Here is a 15414-nt window from a genome sequence, read left to right as displayed (position 1 = left end):
CTCACAGTGCGGCAAGCACGTCCTGGTGCACACCGTCGAGGACGAACCCGTTGTCCAGCCGGACCCGGACCGTCACCCGGCTCCCCCGCTCCCGGTGCTCGGCCCACTCCGGCTCCAGCGCGGCGAGCTGCGCCACCAGCCGCTCCCGGCTGGCCTCGGGCATGGTGTGCCCGTAGTCGTCGAACAGCGCCTTGAGCCGCTGGTACTCGCGGACCCCTTCGCTCTCCGGGAGTTCGCCGTCCACCCGCTCGACGGTGCCCTCGGCCCCGGCACCCAGCGACAGGAAGCCGACGGCGGCAGCGGGCTCGCCGGCGACGGCCTCACCGAGCCCGAGGTCCTCCGTCAACCTGACGCGTCGTCCTGCCTCCAGGGTCATCCGTGCGCTGCCTCTCGATCGATCGCTGCCCGCCGGCCCGGTCGGCCGACGGTCCGGTCATTATCCGTGCAACGGTCATGTCCACGCGTTGGGGGTCCGCGGGAATGCCGAGGGGTCCGGCGCGCGGCGCCGGACCCCTCGGATCGACTTACCGGTTCACCGGTTCACAGATTGGCGCACTGCCCGGTGCGCGCGCCGTGGACGGTGTTGGGGTTGCCGCCGTTGGTCGGCGGCGGGTTGTTGCCGGTGCAGTGGAGCGAGCCGCCGATGGTGTTGCCCTCGATCTCGGCCCGGGAGTCCTCGGGGAACGGACCGGTGCCCGTCGTGCCGTTGACCTCGACCGAGCCGCCGATCCGGTTGGCGATCAGCTCGGCGCCCGAGTGGTTGTCGTCGAGGTGGACGGAGCCGTTGACCCGGTTGCCGGTGCAGCCGTCGTCACCCGGGTCGCCGACGAGGACGAACCCGCTCGCGCGGCCGACCTCCACCGTGCCGGTGGTGCTGGAGCCGCACATGCCGAAGAGCGTGCCGTTCTCGGAGTGCACACCGCCGAAGACGGTGGAGTCGCCGATGAACAGGGCCCCGCCGGCCGCGCCGCGGACCGACCCGTGCACGGTGGCGCCGATGACACAGGTGCTCGGCGCGGTGGCGTCCACGCCGCCGCGGACGTCACCGGTGATGACGTTGGCGCAGGTCACCACCTCGGTGAGGGTCTCCGGCCGGCCCGCCAGGAAGTTGCCGTCGCCGCTGTACTGCGCGGTGATCGTGTGGCTGCCGGGAAGCAGGTTGCCGAAGGTCACCTGGGCCTGACCGCAGTGGGCGCCGCCACCGGGGGCGAGGGTGCCGGTGCCCAGCACGGTGGAGCCGTCCCGGAACGTCACCGTCCCGGAGGGCGGCAGGGCCGGGTCGGTGCTCGGGGGTGCCGGGCAGACCGTGTCGGTGAAGGTGACGGGCTGTCCGAAGGCCGCCTGGCCGCCGTCCGAGGAGGCCAACGTGGTGGTGACGGAGGCTTGGTTCACGGTCTGGGTCAGGCTCATCGCCGTGTTGCCCTGGAAGTCGAGGTCACCGCTGTTGGTGGCCTCGACGGTGTGGTCACCGACGGTCAGCGAGGAGATGGCGGCCGAGGTGGCCTTCCCGGTCGTGGTGTCGACGGGCACCGGGCTGCCGAGCTGGGTGCCGTCCACCGTGAACGTGACCGTTCCGCCGTCCGGGGTCGGTACGACGGTGGCGGTGAAGGTCACCGGCTGCCCGTAGACGGACGGGTTCGCGGAGGAGGTGAGCGTCGAGCTGGTCGCCGTCTTCGGGACGCTGAAGAAGATCGTGTCGGTCGGCTGGGCGGTGGTCTGGCCGGTGCCGTTGAGGTTGCCGACGAACGCGCCGTAGAAGGTGGTGCCGACCGCCTTGAGCTGCTCGTAGTCACCGAACAGCCGCTCGGTGGGGGCGCCGGGGGTGCCCATCGGCGTGGTGTAGGAGCGCAGCGAGAAGTCGGTGAAGGTGGCGCCGTGGTCGAAGCTCCGGGCGAGGTGCGCGGTGAAGATCGGGAAGCCGTTGGTGTTGTTGCCGTCGGAGGTCAGGTAGAGGACCCCGACGGTGCCGTCGCTGAGCACCGCGACGGACGGCAGCGCCGCGTTCGTCGAGGTGGAGACGTTCACCTCGGAGCCGATGGTGAGGTCGTTCGCGCCGTTGTCGGTGAGCCGGCGCAGCCGGATCTGGTTGGTGCCCGACACGTCGACGCCGTACGCGACGAACACGTCGCCGCTGGTCGGGTCGACGGCGGCGTGGTGGATGCCGCCGAGCAGCGCGTTGACCCCGCCGAACTTGAAGCCCTGGCCACCCTGGTCGCTGCTGACCGAGGCGACGGTGACGCCGTCCGTGGCCGTGGTCGGGGGTGTGCTCGGGGACCGGGGGTTGCCCAGGTCCCAGGTCCGGCCGCCGTCGGTGGACCGGTTGATCCTGATGGTGACGGGCTGGGGCTGGCTGACCATGTTGCTGCCGCCCTGCTGGTACAGGGCGTACACGGCGCCGTTGCGCGGGTCGCCGGCCAGCCGGAGCCCGCCGTTGATGCCGTCGTTCAGGGCCCCCGATCCGACCCCCACGTCGTTGGCGGTGGGGAAGTCGACCGGGCTGGCGTGGTTGCGGGCGACGTTCACCCGGTCGTGCGGACTGGCCGTGGTGCCGGGGGCGTTGAAGTCCTGGTAGCCGACGTAGACGTTGTCCTGGGTCGGGGTGCCGGTGTCGGGGTTGGTGATCAGCCAGGGCTGGTCGTTGAACGGGTGCGTGCCGGTGGTGAGTTGGGTGGTGGTGGGCGTGGGGTTGTTCCACGCCCACGACGAGGCCTTGGTGGGGTCGGTGGTCGAGCCGGTGACGACCACGTTGGCACCGTTGGCGCAGGTGAGGAAGGTGCCGTAGAGGGTGCCGTTGCGGCCGTAGTCGATCGTCTGGTCGCACGGCCCGCCGGAGGTGCCCGCGACGCCCGGCGGCACCGGGATGGCCGACTCGGGGTTCCAGGTGGTGCCCCCGTTGGTGGAGTAGAGCAGCTGGGCGGCGTTGTTCCAGCGCGATCCCGGGACGGGGCCGAAGCGGGTGATGGCGATCTGCTGGGGGTTGGCGGGGTTGATCGCGATCGACGGCTCGCCGAAGGTCGGGGTGGAGCCGGCGGAGGCGTCCGCGTCGACGATGTTCAGCCCCGGCACCCGCTGCAGTGGCCGGACCAGCCGGGGTGTCTCCGGTCCCGGACGGTCCGTCCGGTCGGGCGGCTGGTCGGTGGCGCCGCCGGACCTCGCGGTGGTGGTCGGGTTCGGCGGCGGCGCGGCGCTCTCGCCGGCCCAGGCCTGTACGGACAGCAGCAGCGGTCCGGCGGCCAGCGAGAGCGCGAGGGCCGCGCCGAGCGGGCGCCTGAGGGAGCGTCTGCCGGGGTGCCCGGGAGGGATCGGTCTCCGTCGGTGTGCGGGTGCCACAGGTCGGTCCTTTCGATCACGTGACATGGCCGTCACATTGTGTGACCGAGTTAGGACGGTTGGTGATCCGGCACTCCCGGCATGGACACGTTCGCTCACGGAAGTACCGCAGACGGCCGAGCAGCGGGTGCCGGCAGTACCGGTCACCATCTGCGCCGCGCCGCCGACGCCGACCCAGGTCCGCGTGAGGGCCATGGCCTCGGCACGGCTGGGGTGGTCCTCGACGATGCGCTCGCGCTGCCGCGAGGTCGCGGTGCGCGCCGCCGAGCTGCCCCCGGCGACCTGATCAGGGCCGTCACGTTCGTGTTCGAGAGGATCTTGTTCGCTAAGATCTTGATCTTCGAAGTCACGGCACATCGGGGGTGGGGTCCATCAACGGGAGCAAGGGCGCGCTGCGTGCGCTGAGCACGGACGAGCCGCAGGAGATCGCCGGGTACCGGCTGCTCGCGCAGATCGGCGAGGGCGGAATGGGGTCCGTCTACCTCTCGCGCACGCGCGGCAACCAGCCGCTCGCGATCAAGGTGATCCGCCGGGAGTACGCCGGCGACCCCGAGTTCCGTCGCCGCTTCCAGCAGGAGGTGCGCGCGGCCGAGAAGGTGCGGGGCTACCACCTGGTGCCCGTGCTGGACCACGACGCCCACGGCGAGCAGCCGTGGCTGGCCACGGCGTACGTCCCCGGCCTACCGCTCGACGAGGCGCTCGACGCCCACGGTTCGCTGCCGCTGCCCGTCGCCCTCCAGCTGGTCGGTTGCGTGGCCCGGGCACTGGACTCCATGCACTCCGCGGGGATCGTCCACCGCGACCTCAAGCCGGGCAACCTCCTGCTCGGCCCGGACGGGCCCTGGGTGATCGACTTCGGGATCGCGCGTGCCGCCGAGGCCACCAGGCTGACGCAGAGCGGGGGCTTCATCGGCACCCCGCAGTTCATGTCGCCCGAGCACGGCATCGGGAGTGAACTCACCCCCGCCACCGACGTGTTCGCGCTCGGTCTGATCGCCGCCGTCGCCGCCACCGGCCGCCACCCCTACGGGACGGGCGGGGCGCTGACCGTGGCCACCCGGATCGCCAACACCGCGCAGCGACCGGCGGACCTGTCCGGCTACCCGGACGGGCTGCGCCCTCTGCTGGAGCGCTGCCTCGCGGCGGATCCGGCCGCCCGGCCCACCCCGGCCGAACTGGCGGAGCTGTGCGAGCAGGCGTCCGGGCGTCCGTCGCGGGACCTGGGGGACTGGCTGCCCGCCTCCCTGGCGGCGGCGGTCGCCGAACGCCGGCGCCAGGTGGAGCAGCTGCTGACGGGAGCGGATGCGCAGGCCCCCGGCGCGGCGGCGGCTCCGCCCCGGCCGACGGCCACGTATGTGCCCACCCAGGCCTCGGGGAACGCCCGCGCCCCGTACGGGGACCAGGTGCACAGCGCGCCCACGCAGACGGCGGGTGCGCCCGGGCCGGCGGGTGCGGGAGAAGCGGCGGGGTCGGCAGCGGGGTCGGCGGCGGGAATGGCAGCGCAGGCGGCGGAAGCTTCGCGGCGCAGGCGGGCCCTGGTGGCCGGTGCGCTCGCCGTGGTGCTGGCCGCCGCGGCCGGTACGGCGTGGGCCCTGTCCGGTGACGGGAAGTCCGGGTCCGGTGCGGCCACGGCTGCGCAGCCGGAGGTGAGCGTGAGCCCCCGGGCGAGCGCGAGCGGGCAGCCGGGCGCCACCGGCCCGGCAGACGCGGCTTCGGGATCGGGGGCGGGACCGGGAGCGGGACCGGGATCCGGCGCGGCGTCCCCGAAGGGCGGTTACACCGCGGTTTTCACCGACCGCCCCCTGTTGATCGGGACCCCCGCCGTCGGCGAGCTGATCTCGGTGGACCTGGACGCCCCGAAGGTGAATCCGCGTGGTGAGGTCGGCGACCACGAAGCCGAGCTGTCCTACATCATCCAGTACCTGACCTTCGGCACCCCGGTCGCCAAGAGCGCGGGAACGTCACCGGAGGCCTGCCGCCAGGCTGTGGACAGCGCCCCGCTGCCGTCGGAGCTCAGCAACACCGCGCTGATCGAGCGCCACGCGATCGCGAAGGGCGACGTGCTGTGCACCGTCACCTCGAAGGGCAACCTCGCCATGCTGAAGATCACTGACGTGCGGCAGGCCGGGACGCCGATGGACCCGCCGGCGTTCGCCGGGCTGGTCACCCTCTGGAAGCCGCCTTCCTGATCGCCCCGCTCCGCGCACGGGCCTTCCGCCTCCCGCCCCTTTCTCGGGGCGGGGGGCGGTTTCGATTTTCCTGCCAGAAACGAACCTTGACGGTTCGTCAGCCACTTCCACGGCCATTGGTGTCACCGTGCGCGACATGATCAGTGCATTGAGTGATGTGGCCAGGGTGTCCCGGTCCGTCGGCGGCGACGGTTCGCCGGTTGCCAAGTTTTGGCAATGATTTCCACCTAGCCCCCGGATCCCCTAGGTATGAAAATCATTTTCATCTATGGTGAAGGCGTCCAACGGAGCCGGACCCGCCCAGACGGCGGTGCCGGCAGGTTTCGAGGAGCAGTCCGCCATGCGTGTCGTCCCGTCCAGCAAGCCCCGCCGCCTTCCGAGAATCGTGCTCGGCCTGACCGCGGTCGCCGCCCTCGCCGCGACCAGTGCGTGCTCCACCGGCTCGTCGGCCAAGAACGCGTCCGGTGCGTCCGGCGGCGCGAGCAGCGGCAGCGGCTCGAAGGTGATCCAGGTGACGGCCGCGGAGAACTTCTGGGGTTCCATCGCCACCCAACTCGGCGGTGACCACGTGAAGGTGAACAGCATCATCACCAACCCCGACACCGACCCGCACTCCTACGAGCCGACCGCCGCCGACGGCCGCACCATCGCGGGCGCGGACTACGTGATCAGCAACGGGATCGGCTACGACGCCTGGTCGGACAAGCTGCTGTCCGCGAACCCGGCGCAGGGCCGGACCGTGCTCAAGGTCGGCGACCTGCTGGGCAAGAAGGAGGGCGACAACCCGCACCAGTGGTACTCCGCCGAGAGCGTCACCAAGGTCATCGACCGGATCACGGCCGACTACAAGAAGCTGGACCCGGCCGACGCGGCCTACTTCGACAGCCAGGAGAAGGCCTTCACCACCCAGACCTTGGCCACGTACAACAAGCTGGAAGCCGACATCAAGGCCACGTACGCGGGCACCCCGATCGGCGCCTCCGAGTCGATCGTGACCCCGCTCGCGGAGAGCGTCGGCCTCAAGCTGCTCACCCCGGAGACCTTCCTGGACGCCGAGAGCGAGGGCACCGACCCGACCGCCGCCGACAAGGCCGCCATCGACCAGCAGATCGCCGGCAAGCAGATCAAGGTCTACGTCTACAACTCCCAGAACTCCAACCCCGACGTGGTGGCCCAGGTCAACGCCGCCAAGGCGCAGGGCATACCGGTCGTCGAGGTCACCGAGACCCTCACCCCGGCGGGGGCCAGCTTCCAGGACTGGCAGGCCCGGCAGCTCCAGGGCCTCGCCGACGCGTTGAAGCAGGCGACGGGCAAGTGAGCGAGCGGAGCGAGCTCACCGTCAAGAGGTGCGCACGGGCGAATGCCCCTGGCAAGCGGAGGGAGGCGGGCGCATGAGCATCCACCCGACCGAGAAGGTCCGTGCCGAGAAGGTCCGTACCGAGGAGGTCCGTACGGAGGAGGCCCGTACGGAGGAGGCCCGTACGGAGACGGAGCGCACCGCGCCCGGCGGGGAGCCGGTGCTGTCGCTGCGCGGGGCCGCCGTGCGGGTGGGCGGGCGGACCCTCTGGTCGGGTATCGATCTGACCGTGGGGGCCGGGGAGTTCACCGCCGTCCTCGGCCCCAACGGGGTCGGGAAGTCGACCCTGGTCAAGGTCCTGCTGGGCGTCCTCCCGGCGGCCGCCGGTGAGGTACGGGTGCTCGGCGCGGCGCCCGGCGGGCGGAACGCGGCGATCGGGTACCTGCCGCAGCGGCGCAACTTCGACGCCACCGTCCGGATCCGCGGGATCGATGTGGTGCGGCTCGGGCTGGACGGGGATTCGTGGGGGATCCCCGTCCCGTTCCTGAACCGCGCGAAGCGCGTGGCCGCCCGCGAACGCGTGCGGGAGGTCATCGAGTTGGTGGGCGCGTCGAAGTACGCGCACCGGCCGATCGGGCAGTGTTCGGGCGGCGAGCAGCAGCGGCTGCTGATCGCGCAGGCGCTGGTCCGCCGTCCCCGAGTGCTGCTGCTGGACGAGCCGCTGGACAGCCTGGACCTGACCAACCAGGCGGCGATCGCCTGCCTGCTGGGCAAGGTCTGCCACCTGGAACAGGTGTCGGTGGTGATGGTCGCGCACGACGTCAACCCGATACTCCACCACCTGGACCGGGTGGTCTACATCGCCGAGGGCGGTGCCGTCTCCGGCGCCCCGGACGAGGTGATCACCACCGCGACGCTGAGCCGCCTCTACCGCACGCCGGTCGAGGTGCTGCGCACCGGCGACGGGCGGCTGGTCGTGGTCGGCCAGCCGGAGGCCCCGGCGGTCCACTCCGACCGGCACGTCGACAGCGACCGGCACCTCCACAGCGACCGGCACGGGAACGGGGGCGGCCGTGCTGCTGGCAGCTGACGCGACCCCGCCGGCCTTCGGCTGGGACCTGGTCGCCGACTTCCAGGACATGTGGTCCTACGCGTTCATGGTGAACGCCTTCCGGGCCGGCCTGGTCGTGGCTCTGGTGTGCGCCGTGGTGGGCTGGTTCATGGTGCTGCGCCGCCAGACCTTCGTCGGGCACACCCTGTCGGTGTCCGCGTTCCCGGGCGCCTCGCTGGCCGTGCTGCTCGGCTTCGCCACCACGCTCGGCTACTTCGGGTTCTGCGTCGCCACCGCGCTGGTGCTGGCGGCGCTCGGCCGCCGGGGCCGGGGGAGCGGCGCCGAGGAGTCCGCGGGTACCGGTACGGTGCAGGCCTTCGTGCTGGCCTGCGGATACCTGTTCATCAGCCTGTACAAGGGCCTGCTGGAGGGGCCGACGGCGCTGCTGTTCGGCAGCTTCCTGGGCATCACCACCGGCCAGGTGGTGACCCTGGCGGTGGTGGGCGCGGTGGTGCTGGCCGCCCTGGCGGTGATCGGACGGCCGCTGCTGTTCGCCTCCGTGGACCCGGAGGTGGCGGCCGGGCGCGGGGTGCCGGTACGGCTGCTGGACACCCTGTTCCTGGTGGTGCTCGGCGCGGCGACCGCCGAGGCCAGCCAGATCACCGGCACCCTGCTGGTGTTCGCGCTGATGGTGATCCCGGCGGCGACGGCCCAACAGCTCACCGCCCGGCCGGGGTTGAGCCTGCTGCTGTCGGTCGCCCTGGGGCTGGCGGCCTGCTGGGCGGGCCTGGTCGCGGCCTACTACCGGCCGTACCCGCTCGGCTTCTTCGTGACCGGCTTCGCCTTCGCCGGCTACGTCCTGGCGCACCTGGTGCGCTTCGCCCGGGACCGCCTGCTCGGCGGCGCCCGTACGGCCGTCGCGATCGGAGCTGCGCCATGACCGCCGTCCTGTCCCAGCCGTTCTTCCAACACGCCCTGCTCGCCGGGACGTTCATCGCGCTCGCGTGCGGGCTGGTGGGCTGCTTCCTGGTGCTGCGGGCGCAGATCTTCACCGGCGACGCGCTCAGCCATGTCGCCTTCACCGGCGCGATGGCCGCGTTGGCGGGCGGCTACGACCTGCGGCTCGGGCTGTTCGCGGCGACCGTCGGGGTGGGCCTGCTGATCGGCGGCCTCGGCCGGCGGGGGCGGGCGGACGACGTGGTGATCGGCAGCGTCTTCGCCTGGATCCTCGGCCTGGGCGCCTTCTTCCTGACCGTCTACACCACCTCCCGCAGCGGCGCCCAGGGCGGCGCCGGGACGAGCGTGCTGTTCGGCTCGATCTTCGGCCTGCACGGCAGCCAGACGACGGTGGCCGTGGCGATCGCGGGCGCGATCTGCGTCGTCCTGCTGCTGATCGCCCGCCCGCTGCTGTTCGCCACCCTCGACGAGGCCGTGGCGGCCGCCCGGGGCGTGCCGGTGCGGGCGCTGGGGCTCGGCTTCCTGGCCCTGGTCGGGGCCTGCGCCGGGGAGGCCACCCAGGCGGTCGGCTCGCTGCTGCTCCTGGGCCTGCTCGCGGCTCCGGCGGGCGCGGCACTGCGGCTCACCGACCGGCCGTTCCGGGCGCTGGCGCTGTCCGCCGGGCTCGCGGTCGCGGAGATGTGGGGCGGGCTGCTGCTGAGCGCGGCGGCGCCGAAGCTGCCGCCGAGCTTCGCGATCATGGCGACGGCCACGGTCGTGTACGCGGCCACCTTCCTGGTCCGGCGGCGCCGTGCTTCCGGCCCGCGGCCGGCTCGCACCGCGGCCGCCGGGACGGGCTGACCCGTGGCCGAGACCCGCAGCCGGGCGCTGACCACGGCCTTCCGGCGGGCCGCCGATCGGCGGAAGGACACGGACGCGCAACCGGACAACGACCACGACGGGCTGGGCCGCCTCACCCCGCAACGCGCCGAGGTGCTGCGGGCCCTGCGGGGCTGCGAGGACTTCGTCAGCGCCCAGGTGCTGCACGCCGGCCTGCTGATCACCGGCTCGCGGGTGGGCCTGAGCACCGTCTACCGGACCCTGACCGCGCTGGCCGAGGTCGGCCGCGCCGACGTCGTCCGGGACACCAACGGTGAGCGGCTGTTCCGCTACCGGCCGGGCGCCGACCACCGGCACTACCTGATCTGCCGTGCGTGCGGCCTGAGTTCGCCGGTGGACTCGGCCGCGGTGGAGGCCTGGGCCGAGCGGATCGCGGAGCTGTCCGGTTTCGCCGACGTCCAGCACACCGTGGAGCTGGCGGGCGTCTGCCCGGACTGCCGTACCGCCGACTGACCCGGCCTGCCTGGCCCCGCCCCGCCCCGCCCTGTCAACGCCCGCCCGGCCCGGTGCGGGCGCCTTCGGGCCTGCGGCGGGAGCCGGAAGGAGCGACCGCGGGGGCGACTGCGGCCCTCTTATTGAAAAGCATTATCGTTTCAATCTAGGGTTTGGGGCGTCGCCCAAGAGTGAGGACACCATGACGAATCGTCGGAACCATCAGATATCCCGCAGAGCCGTGCTGAGTGCGCTCGGCACCGGCGCGGTGCTCGGCAGCGGCCTGCTGACGGCCTGCGGCAGCAGCTCGTCGACCGCCCGGCCCCCGCTCGCCGCGGCCACCGGCCCGACGGCCACGGTCGCGCCCCGCCGGGGCGGGACGCTCCGGGCGGCCTTCGCCGGATCCGCGGCCGAGTCGACCAGCGTGCTCCAGGCCACCGGCAGCGCCGTCGACTACGTCCGGGCCCGGCTGATCTGGGACACCCTCGGCGAGATCGACGGCAGCACACCGGTGTGGCGGCTCGCGGAGTCCGTCACCCCCGACGGCGACGCCACCCGCTGGACGGTACGGCTGCGCGACGGCGTCACCTTCAGTGACGGCCGCAAACTCACCGCCCAGGACGTGCTGTTCAGGCTCCGGACGCTGGCCGCCAGTCCGACCGTGCAGGCCGGGCTGCTGGCCGGCCTCGACCCCGCCGGGTCCGCCGTCCGCGACCCGCGCACCCTGGAGCTGCGGCTCAAGGGCCCCGACGGCTTCTTCGACCTCGTGCTGGCCCAGTCGATGTTCGTCTTCCCCGACGGAACCACCGACCTCGCCCACGCGCCCGGCTCCGGGCCGTACACCCTCAAGAGCTGGACGGCCGGCGGCAGCAGCCTGCTCACCCCCCGCACCGACTACTGGGGCGCGGCCGAGGGCGGCCCCTACCTCGACCGGATCGAACTGTTCTCGGTCGCGGACGCCGCCGCCCGGCTCAACGGCCTGAAAGCGGGCCAGTTCGACTACGCCGGCGGCCTCACCCTCACCGCCGCCCGCGCCGAGGAGAAGAACCCGGCCCTGCGCTTCCTCACCGCGCCGCAGGAACTCTGGAGCGAACTCGCCCTCACCATGAACCTCGGCACCGGCCCGTTCACCGGGCCCGAGGCCGTCCGGGCGGTGAAGTACGCGATCGACCGCGAGGCCATGGTCCGCACCGTCACCCTCGGCTACGGCGAGGTCGCCGACGACGCGCTCGGCCGCCACCAGTCCTGGTACGACACCACGCTGCCGCGCCGCGCCTACGATCCCGAGCAGGCGAAGAAGCTGCTCCCGGGCGGGCGGCTCACGGTGCGCACCAGCGACTACGAGTACGGGACGCTGGAGAGCGCCACCGCCTTCGTCCAGCAGGCCCGAGGCGGCGGCCTCACGGTGTCGGTCGACAAGGTCCCCGCCGCGGACTACTACGCGGACATCAAGACCCTGCTGAGCACCCCGCTGCAGACCAACCTGTACCACGCGATGCCGCTGCCCCTCCAACTCTCCATGTACTACGGCTCCAAGGCCTCCTACCCGTTCACCGGCCCGGCCGGCGGGACCCTGGACGGGCTGATCGCCGCCCTGCACACCGCCGTCGGGGACGCGAAGCGCACCGCCGCCGTCCACGACGTGCAGCACCACCTCTACGAGCACGGCGGCGACGCGGTGTTCGCCCGGATCCCCCCGGTGGCGGCGTCCGCCCCGGGCGTCCACGGCGTCCAGCCGCGCGGCTTCTTCGACTACCCGTGCCTGCGCGACGCCTTCCTCGCGCCGTGACGGCGCCCCGGCGGCGGTCCGCGCGCACGGCGCGGGCGGTCCTGGGCCGGCTCGCCGCGGCGGCGGGCACCCTGCTCGCCGCCTCGGTGCTGGTCTTCGCCGCGACCGCGCTGGCCCCCGGCGACGCCGCCGCGGCCCGGCTGGGCGGCCGCGCCGGGCCCGAGCAGATCGCCGAACTGCGCCACGGCCTGGGCCTGGACCAGCCGCCCTGGACCCGCTACGGCCACTGGCTCTGGCACGCCCTCCAGGGCGACCTGGGCACCTCGTACGCCAACGGCCGGCCGGTGGCCGAGCTGATCGCCGGACGGGCCGGGAACTCCCTGCTGCTCGGGGCCGTCGCGGCGGCGCTGCTGGTTCCGCTCGCCCTCGGCCTGGGACTGTGGGCCGGGATGCGCGCCGGGCGGGCCGCCGACCGGGTGGTGTCGGGCGTGACGCTCACCCTGGTCAGCCTGCCCGAGTTCGTCATCGGCACGCTGCTGGTCCTGCTGCTGGCCGTCGGCCTCGGCTGGCTGCCCGCGGTGTCGCTGCCCCCGGCCGGGCAGGGCGTGCTGAGCCGGCCGCAGATCCTCGTCCTGCCGGTGCTGACCCTGTTGTCGGTCAGCCTGGCGCAGAACGTCCGGCTGGTGCGGGCCGGCGTGATCGCCGCCGGCGACTCCGACGCGGCCCGCACCGCCCGGCTGGGCGGCGTCCCCGAGCACCGGGTGGTGCTGCGCTGGATCCTTCCGGCCGCCGTGGTGCCCGCCGTGCCGGTGCTGGCCCGCTACCTGGCCTACCTGCTCGGCGGCACCCTGGTCGCCGAGACCCTCTTCGGCTACCCCGGGCTGGCCGCCGCGCTGGTCAACGCCACCGCCGCGCGGGACGCCCCCGTCGTGCAGGGCGTGACACTGCTCGTCGCCGGGGTCACCGTCACCCTCAACCTGTTCGCGGACCTCCTCGCGGCCGCGCTCAACCCGGCGGCAAGGAGTACGAGTTGACCGTCACCACACGATGGCGCGCGACCGCGGCCGGGGCGGTGCTCGCCGGGTGCGTGCTGCTCGCCCTGCTCGGGCCGCTGCTCGCCCCGCACCTGCCGGGCGACGTGCAGGACCTGCCGTACGCCCCGGCCGGCGGCGCGACGCCGCTCGGCACCGACCACCTCGGCTCCGACGTCCTCAGCCGGTTCCTGGCCGGCGGCCGCTCGCTGGTGCTGCTGTCCGTGGCGGCGCTCGCCGTCGCGTACCTCCTGGGCGCGGTGGCGGGCATGACGGCGGCGCTGCGCGGTGGGCGGACGGACACCGTGGTGCTGCGCGCCGCCGACGTGCTGCTGAGCCTGCCCGGCTTCCTGCTGCTGAGCGTCGCCGTCGTGGCGGTGGGCCGGGGAGTCGCCGGGGTGGGGGTCGCGGCCGCGGTGGTCCTGCTGCCGGAGATCGTCCGGGTGGTGCGGGCCGCCACCCTCCAGGCGCTGCAGCACGACTACGTCGAGGCGGCCCTCGCCCGCGGCGAGCGGACGGGACACGTGCTGGTGCGCGAGGTGCTGCCCAACCTCGCGCCGGTGCTCGCCGCCGACGCCGCCGTCCGGTTCGTCGGCGCGGTGTTCATCGTCGCCACCGCCGGATTCCTCGGCTACGGCGCCCAACCACCGGCGGCGGACTGGGGGTTGATGGTCCTGGAGAACCGCGACGGGCTCACCCTGCAGCCCCTGGCGGTGGCCGTTCCGGCGGCCGGGATCCTGGTGCTGCTGCTGGCCGCCAACCTGCTGGTGGACGCCGCCTTCCCCGCCGCGCGCCCCCGGCGCCGCAAGCCCACCCGGCGCCTCAGGCCCGCCCTCTGGCGCCCGAAGCCCGCCCGGCGCCTTGAGCCCGCCCGGTGGCGCCCGGCGCCGGTGGGCGGGGACCGCACCGGCGAGGCCGCGGTGCTGCGGCTGCGCGGACTGACCATCCGGGCCGACGGTCCGGACGGGCCGCGCTCCGTCGTCGACGGCGTCGACCTCGACCTCGCGCCCGGGCGCATCCTCGCCCTGGTGGGGCCCTCGGGCAGCGGCAAGACCACGCTCGCGCTGGCCGCCCTCGGCGAACTGCGCCCCGGGCTCACGCTCCTGGGCGGCGAGGCCCACCTGGCCGGGCGGTCCGTCCTCGGACTGCCTGAGCGCGAGCTGCGCCGGCTGCGCAGCCGCCACGCGGGCTACGTCCCCCAGGACCCGCGCACCTCCCTCGCCCCGACCCTGCGGGTGGCCGACCACATCGGCGAGTTCCTGCGGGCCCGGTCCGTCCCCCGGGACGAGCGCCCGGAACGGATCCGGGCCGCCCTGCGGACCGTGCGACTGCCCTGCGACGAGGAGTTCCGGCGCCGCTTCCCGCACCAGCTGTCCGGCGGGCAACGGCAACGGGTCGCGCTGGCCGCGGCCCTCGCCCACCGGCCCGACCTGCTGGTCCTGGACGAGCCGACCAGCGCCCTCGACCCCGTGACGGCCGCCGCGCTGCTCGCCGACATCGGGCGCCTGCGCGCGGAGGGCGGGCCCGCCGTGCTGCTGGTCGCCCATGACCTCGCCCAAGTCGCGGCGGTGGCCGACGAGGTGGCGGTGCTCGACGCCGGGCGGCTGGTGGAGCGCGGCCCGGTCGGCCGGGTGCTGTCCCGTCCGGAGAGCGCCGCCGCCCGCCGGCTGGTCGGCGCCGCCCGGCGGACCGAGCGGCCCCGGCCCGAGGACGCGCCCGCCCCCGGGGGCGCCGCGGCCCTCGCCCTGCGCGGACTCGACGCCCGCCGGAGCGGGCGCACGGTGCTGGCCGGCATCGAACTCTCCGTGGAACCCGGCGGCTGCCTCAGCGTGGTCGGCCCCTCCGGCGGCGGCAAGACCACCCTGCTGCGCTGCCTGACCGGTCTGCACGCCGACTGGTCGGGCACCCTCCGGCTGTCCGGCCGGGAGGCGGCGCACGGACTGCGCGGGCGCTCCCGCGAGCAGCTGAGGTCGCTCCAGCTCGTGCCGCAGGACCCGTACGACTCGCTCAACCCGCGCCACAGTGTCGGGCGGATCGTCGCCCGTCCGCTCGCCCGCTTCCGCCCGGACCTGGACGAGCGCGGGCTGCGGCGGGAGGTGGAACGGCTGCTGGAGCGGGTCGGGCTCTCCCCCGGCCATGCCGACCGGCGGCCGGCCCAGCTCTCCGGGGGACAGCGCCAACGTGTGGCGCTGGCACGGGCGTTGGCCGCCGGACCGGCCGTACTGCTGTGCGACGAGGTGACCAGCGCCCTGGACGCGCCGACCGCCGACACCGTCGTCGCCCTGCTGGCGGAGCTGCGCCGTGACCTCGGCGTGGCCCTGGTCGTGGTGACCCACGACCTCACCGTGCCCGCCCGGCTGGGCGGCCGGATCGCCGTCCTCGCCGACGGCCGGATCAGGGAGAGCGGGACGGTCGACCAGCTGCTCACCGCGCCCGCCGATCCGCTGACCCGCGAACTGCTCGCGGCCGTACCGGCGTTGCCGCCGTCCGCCGCCGTGACCGACCGACCGTGAGGACGA

At 74.0% G+C, this 15414-nt stretch carries 11 protein-coding genes; 9 read left to right on the top strand and 2 right to left on the bottom strand.

Annotated features, from left to right (window positions below; genetic code table 11):
- Position 1: 1 nt before the first annotated feature.
- Both ACIQWA_RS00340 and ACIQWA_RS00335 read right to left on the bottom strand, forming a co-directional pair.
- A complete protein-coding gene (locus ACIQWA_RS00340) occupies positions 2-346 on the bottom strand; it encodes a hypothetical protein (protein WP_402476203.1) in 345 nt (114 codons plus the stop codon).
- A 194-nt stretch (positions 347-540) separates the two neighbouring features.
- Entirely contained in the window at positions 541-3330 is a 2790-nt protein-coding gene (locus ACIQWA_RS00335; RefSeq protein ID WP_402476200.1) for an Ig-like domain-containing protein, read from the bottom strand.
- 362 nt (positions 3331-3692) lie between these two features.
- On the opposite strand from ACIQWA_RS00335, the gene ACIQWA_RS00330 reads away from it, so the two are divergent.
- From ACIQWA_RS00330 to ACIQWA_RS00290, 9 genes are all read left to right on the top strand, one after another.
- Complete coding sequence (locus ACIQWA_RS00330; protein WP_402476198.1) at positions 3693-5519, top strand: serine/threonine-protein kinase; 1827 nt, start codon at positions 3693-3695, stop codon at positions 5517-5519.
- Positions 5520-5859: 340 nt separating this feature from the next.
- Positions 5860-6837 carry a metal ABC transporter solute-binding protein, Zn/Mn family gene (locus ACIQWA_RS00325; protein WP_402476196.1) on the top strand — a complete coding sequence of 326 codons (978 nt, stop codon included), beginning with the start codon at positions 5860-5862 and terminating at the stop codon, positions 6835-6837.
- 73 nt (positions 6838-6910) lie between these two features.
- Entirely contained in the window at positions 6911-7906 is a 996-nt protein-coding gene (locus tag ACIQWA_RS00320) for a metal ABC transporter ATP-binding protein (protein ID WP_402476193.1), read from the top strand.
- Complete coding sequence (locus tag ACIQWA_RS00315) at positions 7890-8807, top strand: metal ABC transporter permease (protein ID WP_402476191.1); 918 nt, start codon at positions 7890-7892, stop codon at positions 8805-8807. The genes ACIQWA_RS00320 and ACIQWA_RS00315 overlap by 17 nt, the downstream gene beginning before the upstream one ends.
- Entirely contained in the window at positions 8804-9664 is an 861-nt protein-coding gene (locus tag ACIQWA_RS00310) for a metal ABC transporter permease (protein ID WP_402476188.1), read from the top strand. Before ACIQWA_RS00315 ends, ACIQWA_RS00310 begins: the two co-directional genes overlap by 4 nt.
- 3 nt (positions 9665-9667) lie before the next feature.
- Positions 9668-10156 carry a Fur family transcriptional regulator gene (locus ACIQWA_RS00305; protein WP_402476185.1) on the top strand — a complete coding sequence of 163 codons (489 nt, stop codon included), beginning with the start codon at positions 9668-9670 and terminating at the stop codon, positions 10154-10156.
- A 220-nt stretch (positions 10157-10376) separates the two neighbouring features.
- Positions 10377-11924 carry an ABC transporter substrate-binding protein gene (locus tag ACIQWA_RS00300; RefSeq protein ID WP_402476183.1) on the top strand — a complete coding sequence of 516 codons (1548 nt, stop codon included), beginning with the start codon at positions 10377-10379 and terminating at the stop codon, positions 11922-11924.
- Entirely contained in the window at positions 11921-12898 is a 978-nt protein-coding gene (locus ACIQWA_RS00295; RefSeq protein WP_402476181.1) for an ABC transporter permease, read from the top strand. Before ACIQWA_RS00300 ends, ACIQWA_RS00295 begins: the two co-directional genes overlap by 4 nt.
- Positions 12895-15408 (top strand): ATP-binding cassette domain-containing protein, encoded by a 2514-nt coding sequence (locus tag ACIQWA_RS00290; protein ID WP_402476178.1) that lies wholly within the window; start codon positions 12895-12897, stop codon positions 15406-15408. Before ACIQWA_RS00295 ends, ACIQWA_RS00290 begins: the two co-directional genes overlap by 4 nt.
- The last annotated feature ends 6 nt before the right edge of the window (positions 15409-15414 follow it).

The organism is Kitasatospora sp. NPDC098652, from assembly GCF_044760155.1.
Lineage (GTDB): Bacteria > Actinomycetota > Actinomycetes > Streptomycetales > Streptomycetaceae > Kitasatospora.
The sequence above is the reverse complement of the archived record's forward strand: the minus strand, read 5'-3'. Positions and strand labels throughout refer to the sequence as shown.

Excerpts from the sequence above, each read along its gene's own strand:
- ACIQWA_RS00325 (WP_402476196.1), top strand. The coding sequence starts at position 5,860 with ATGCGTGTCGTCCCGTCCAGCAAGCCCCGCCGCCTTCCGAGAATCGTG.
- ACIQWA_RS00320 (WP_402476193.1), top strand. The coding sequence starts at position 6,911 with ATGAGCATCCACCCGACCGAGAAGGTCCGTGCCGAGAAGGTCCGTACC.
- ACIQWA_RS00310 (WP_402476188.1), top strand. The coding sequence starts at position 8,804 with ATGACCGCCGTCCTGTCCCAGCCGTTCTTCCAACACGCCCTGCTCGCC.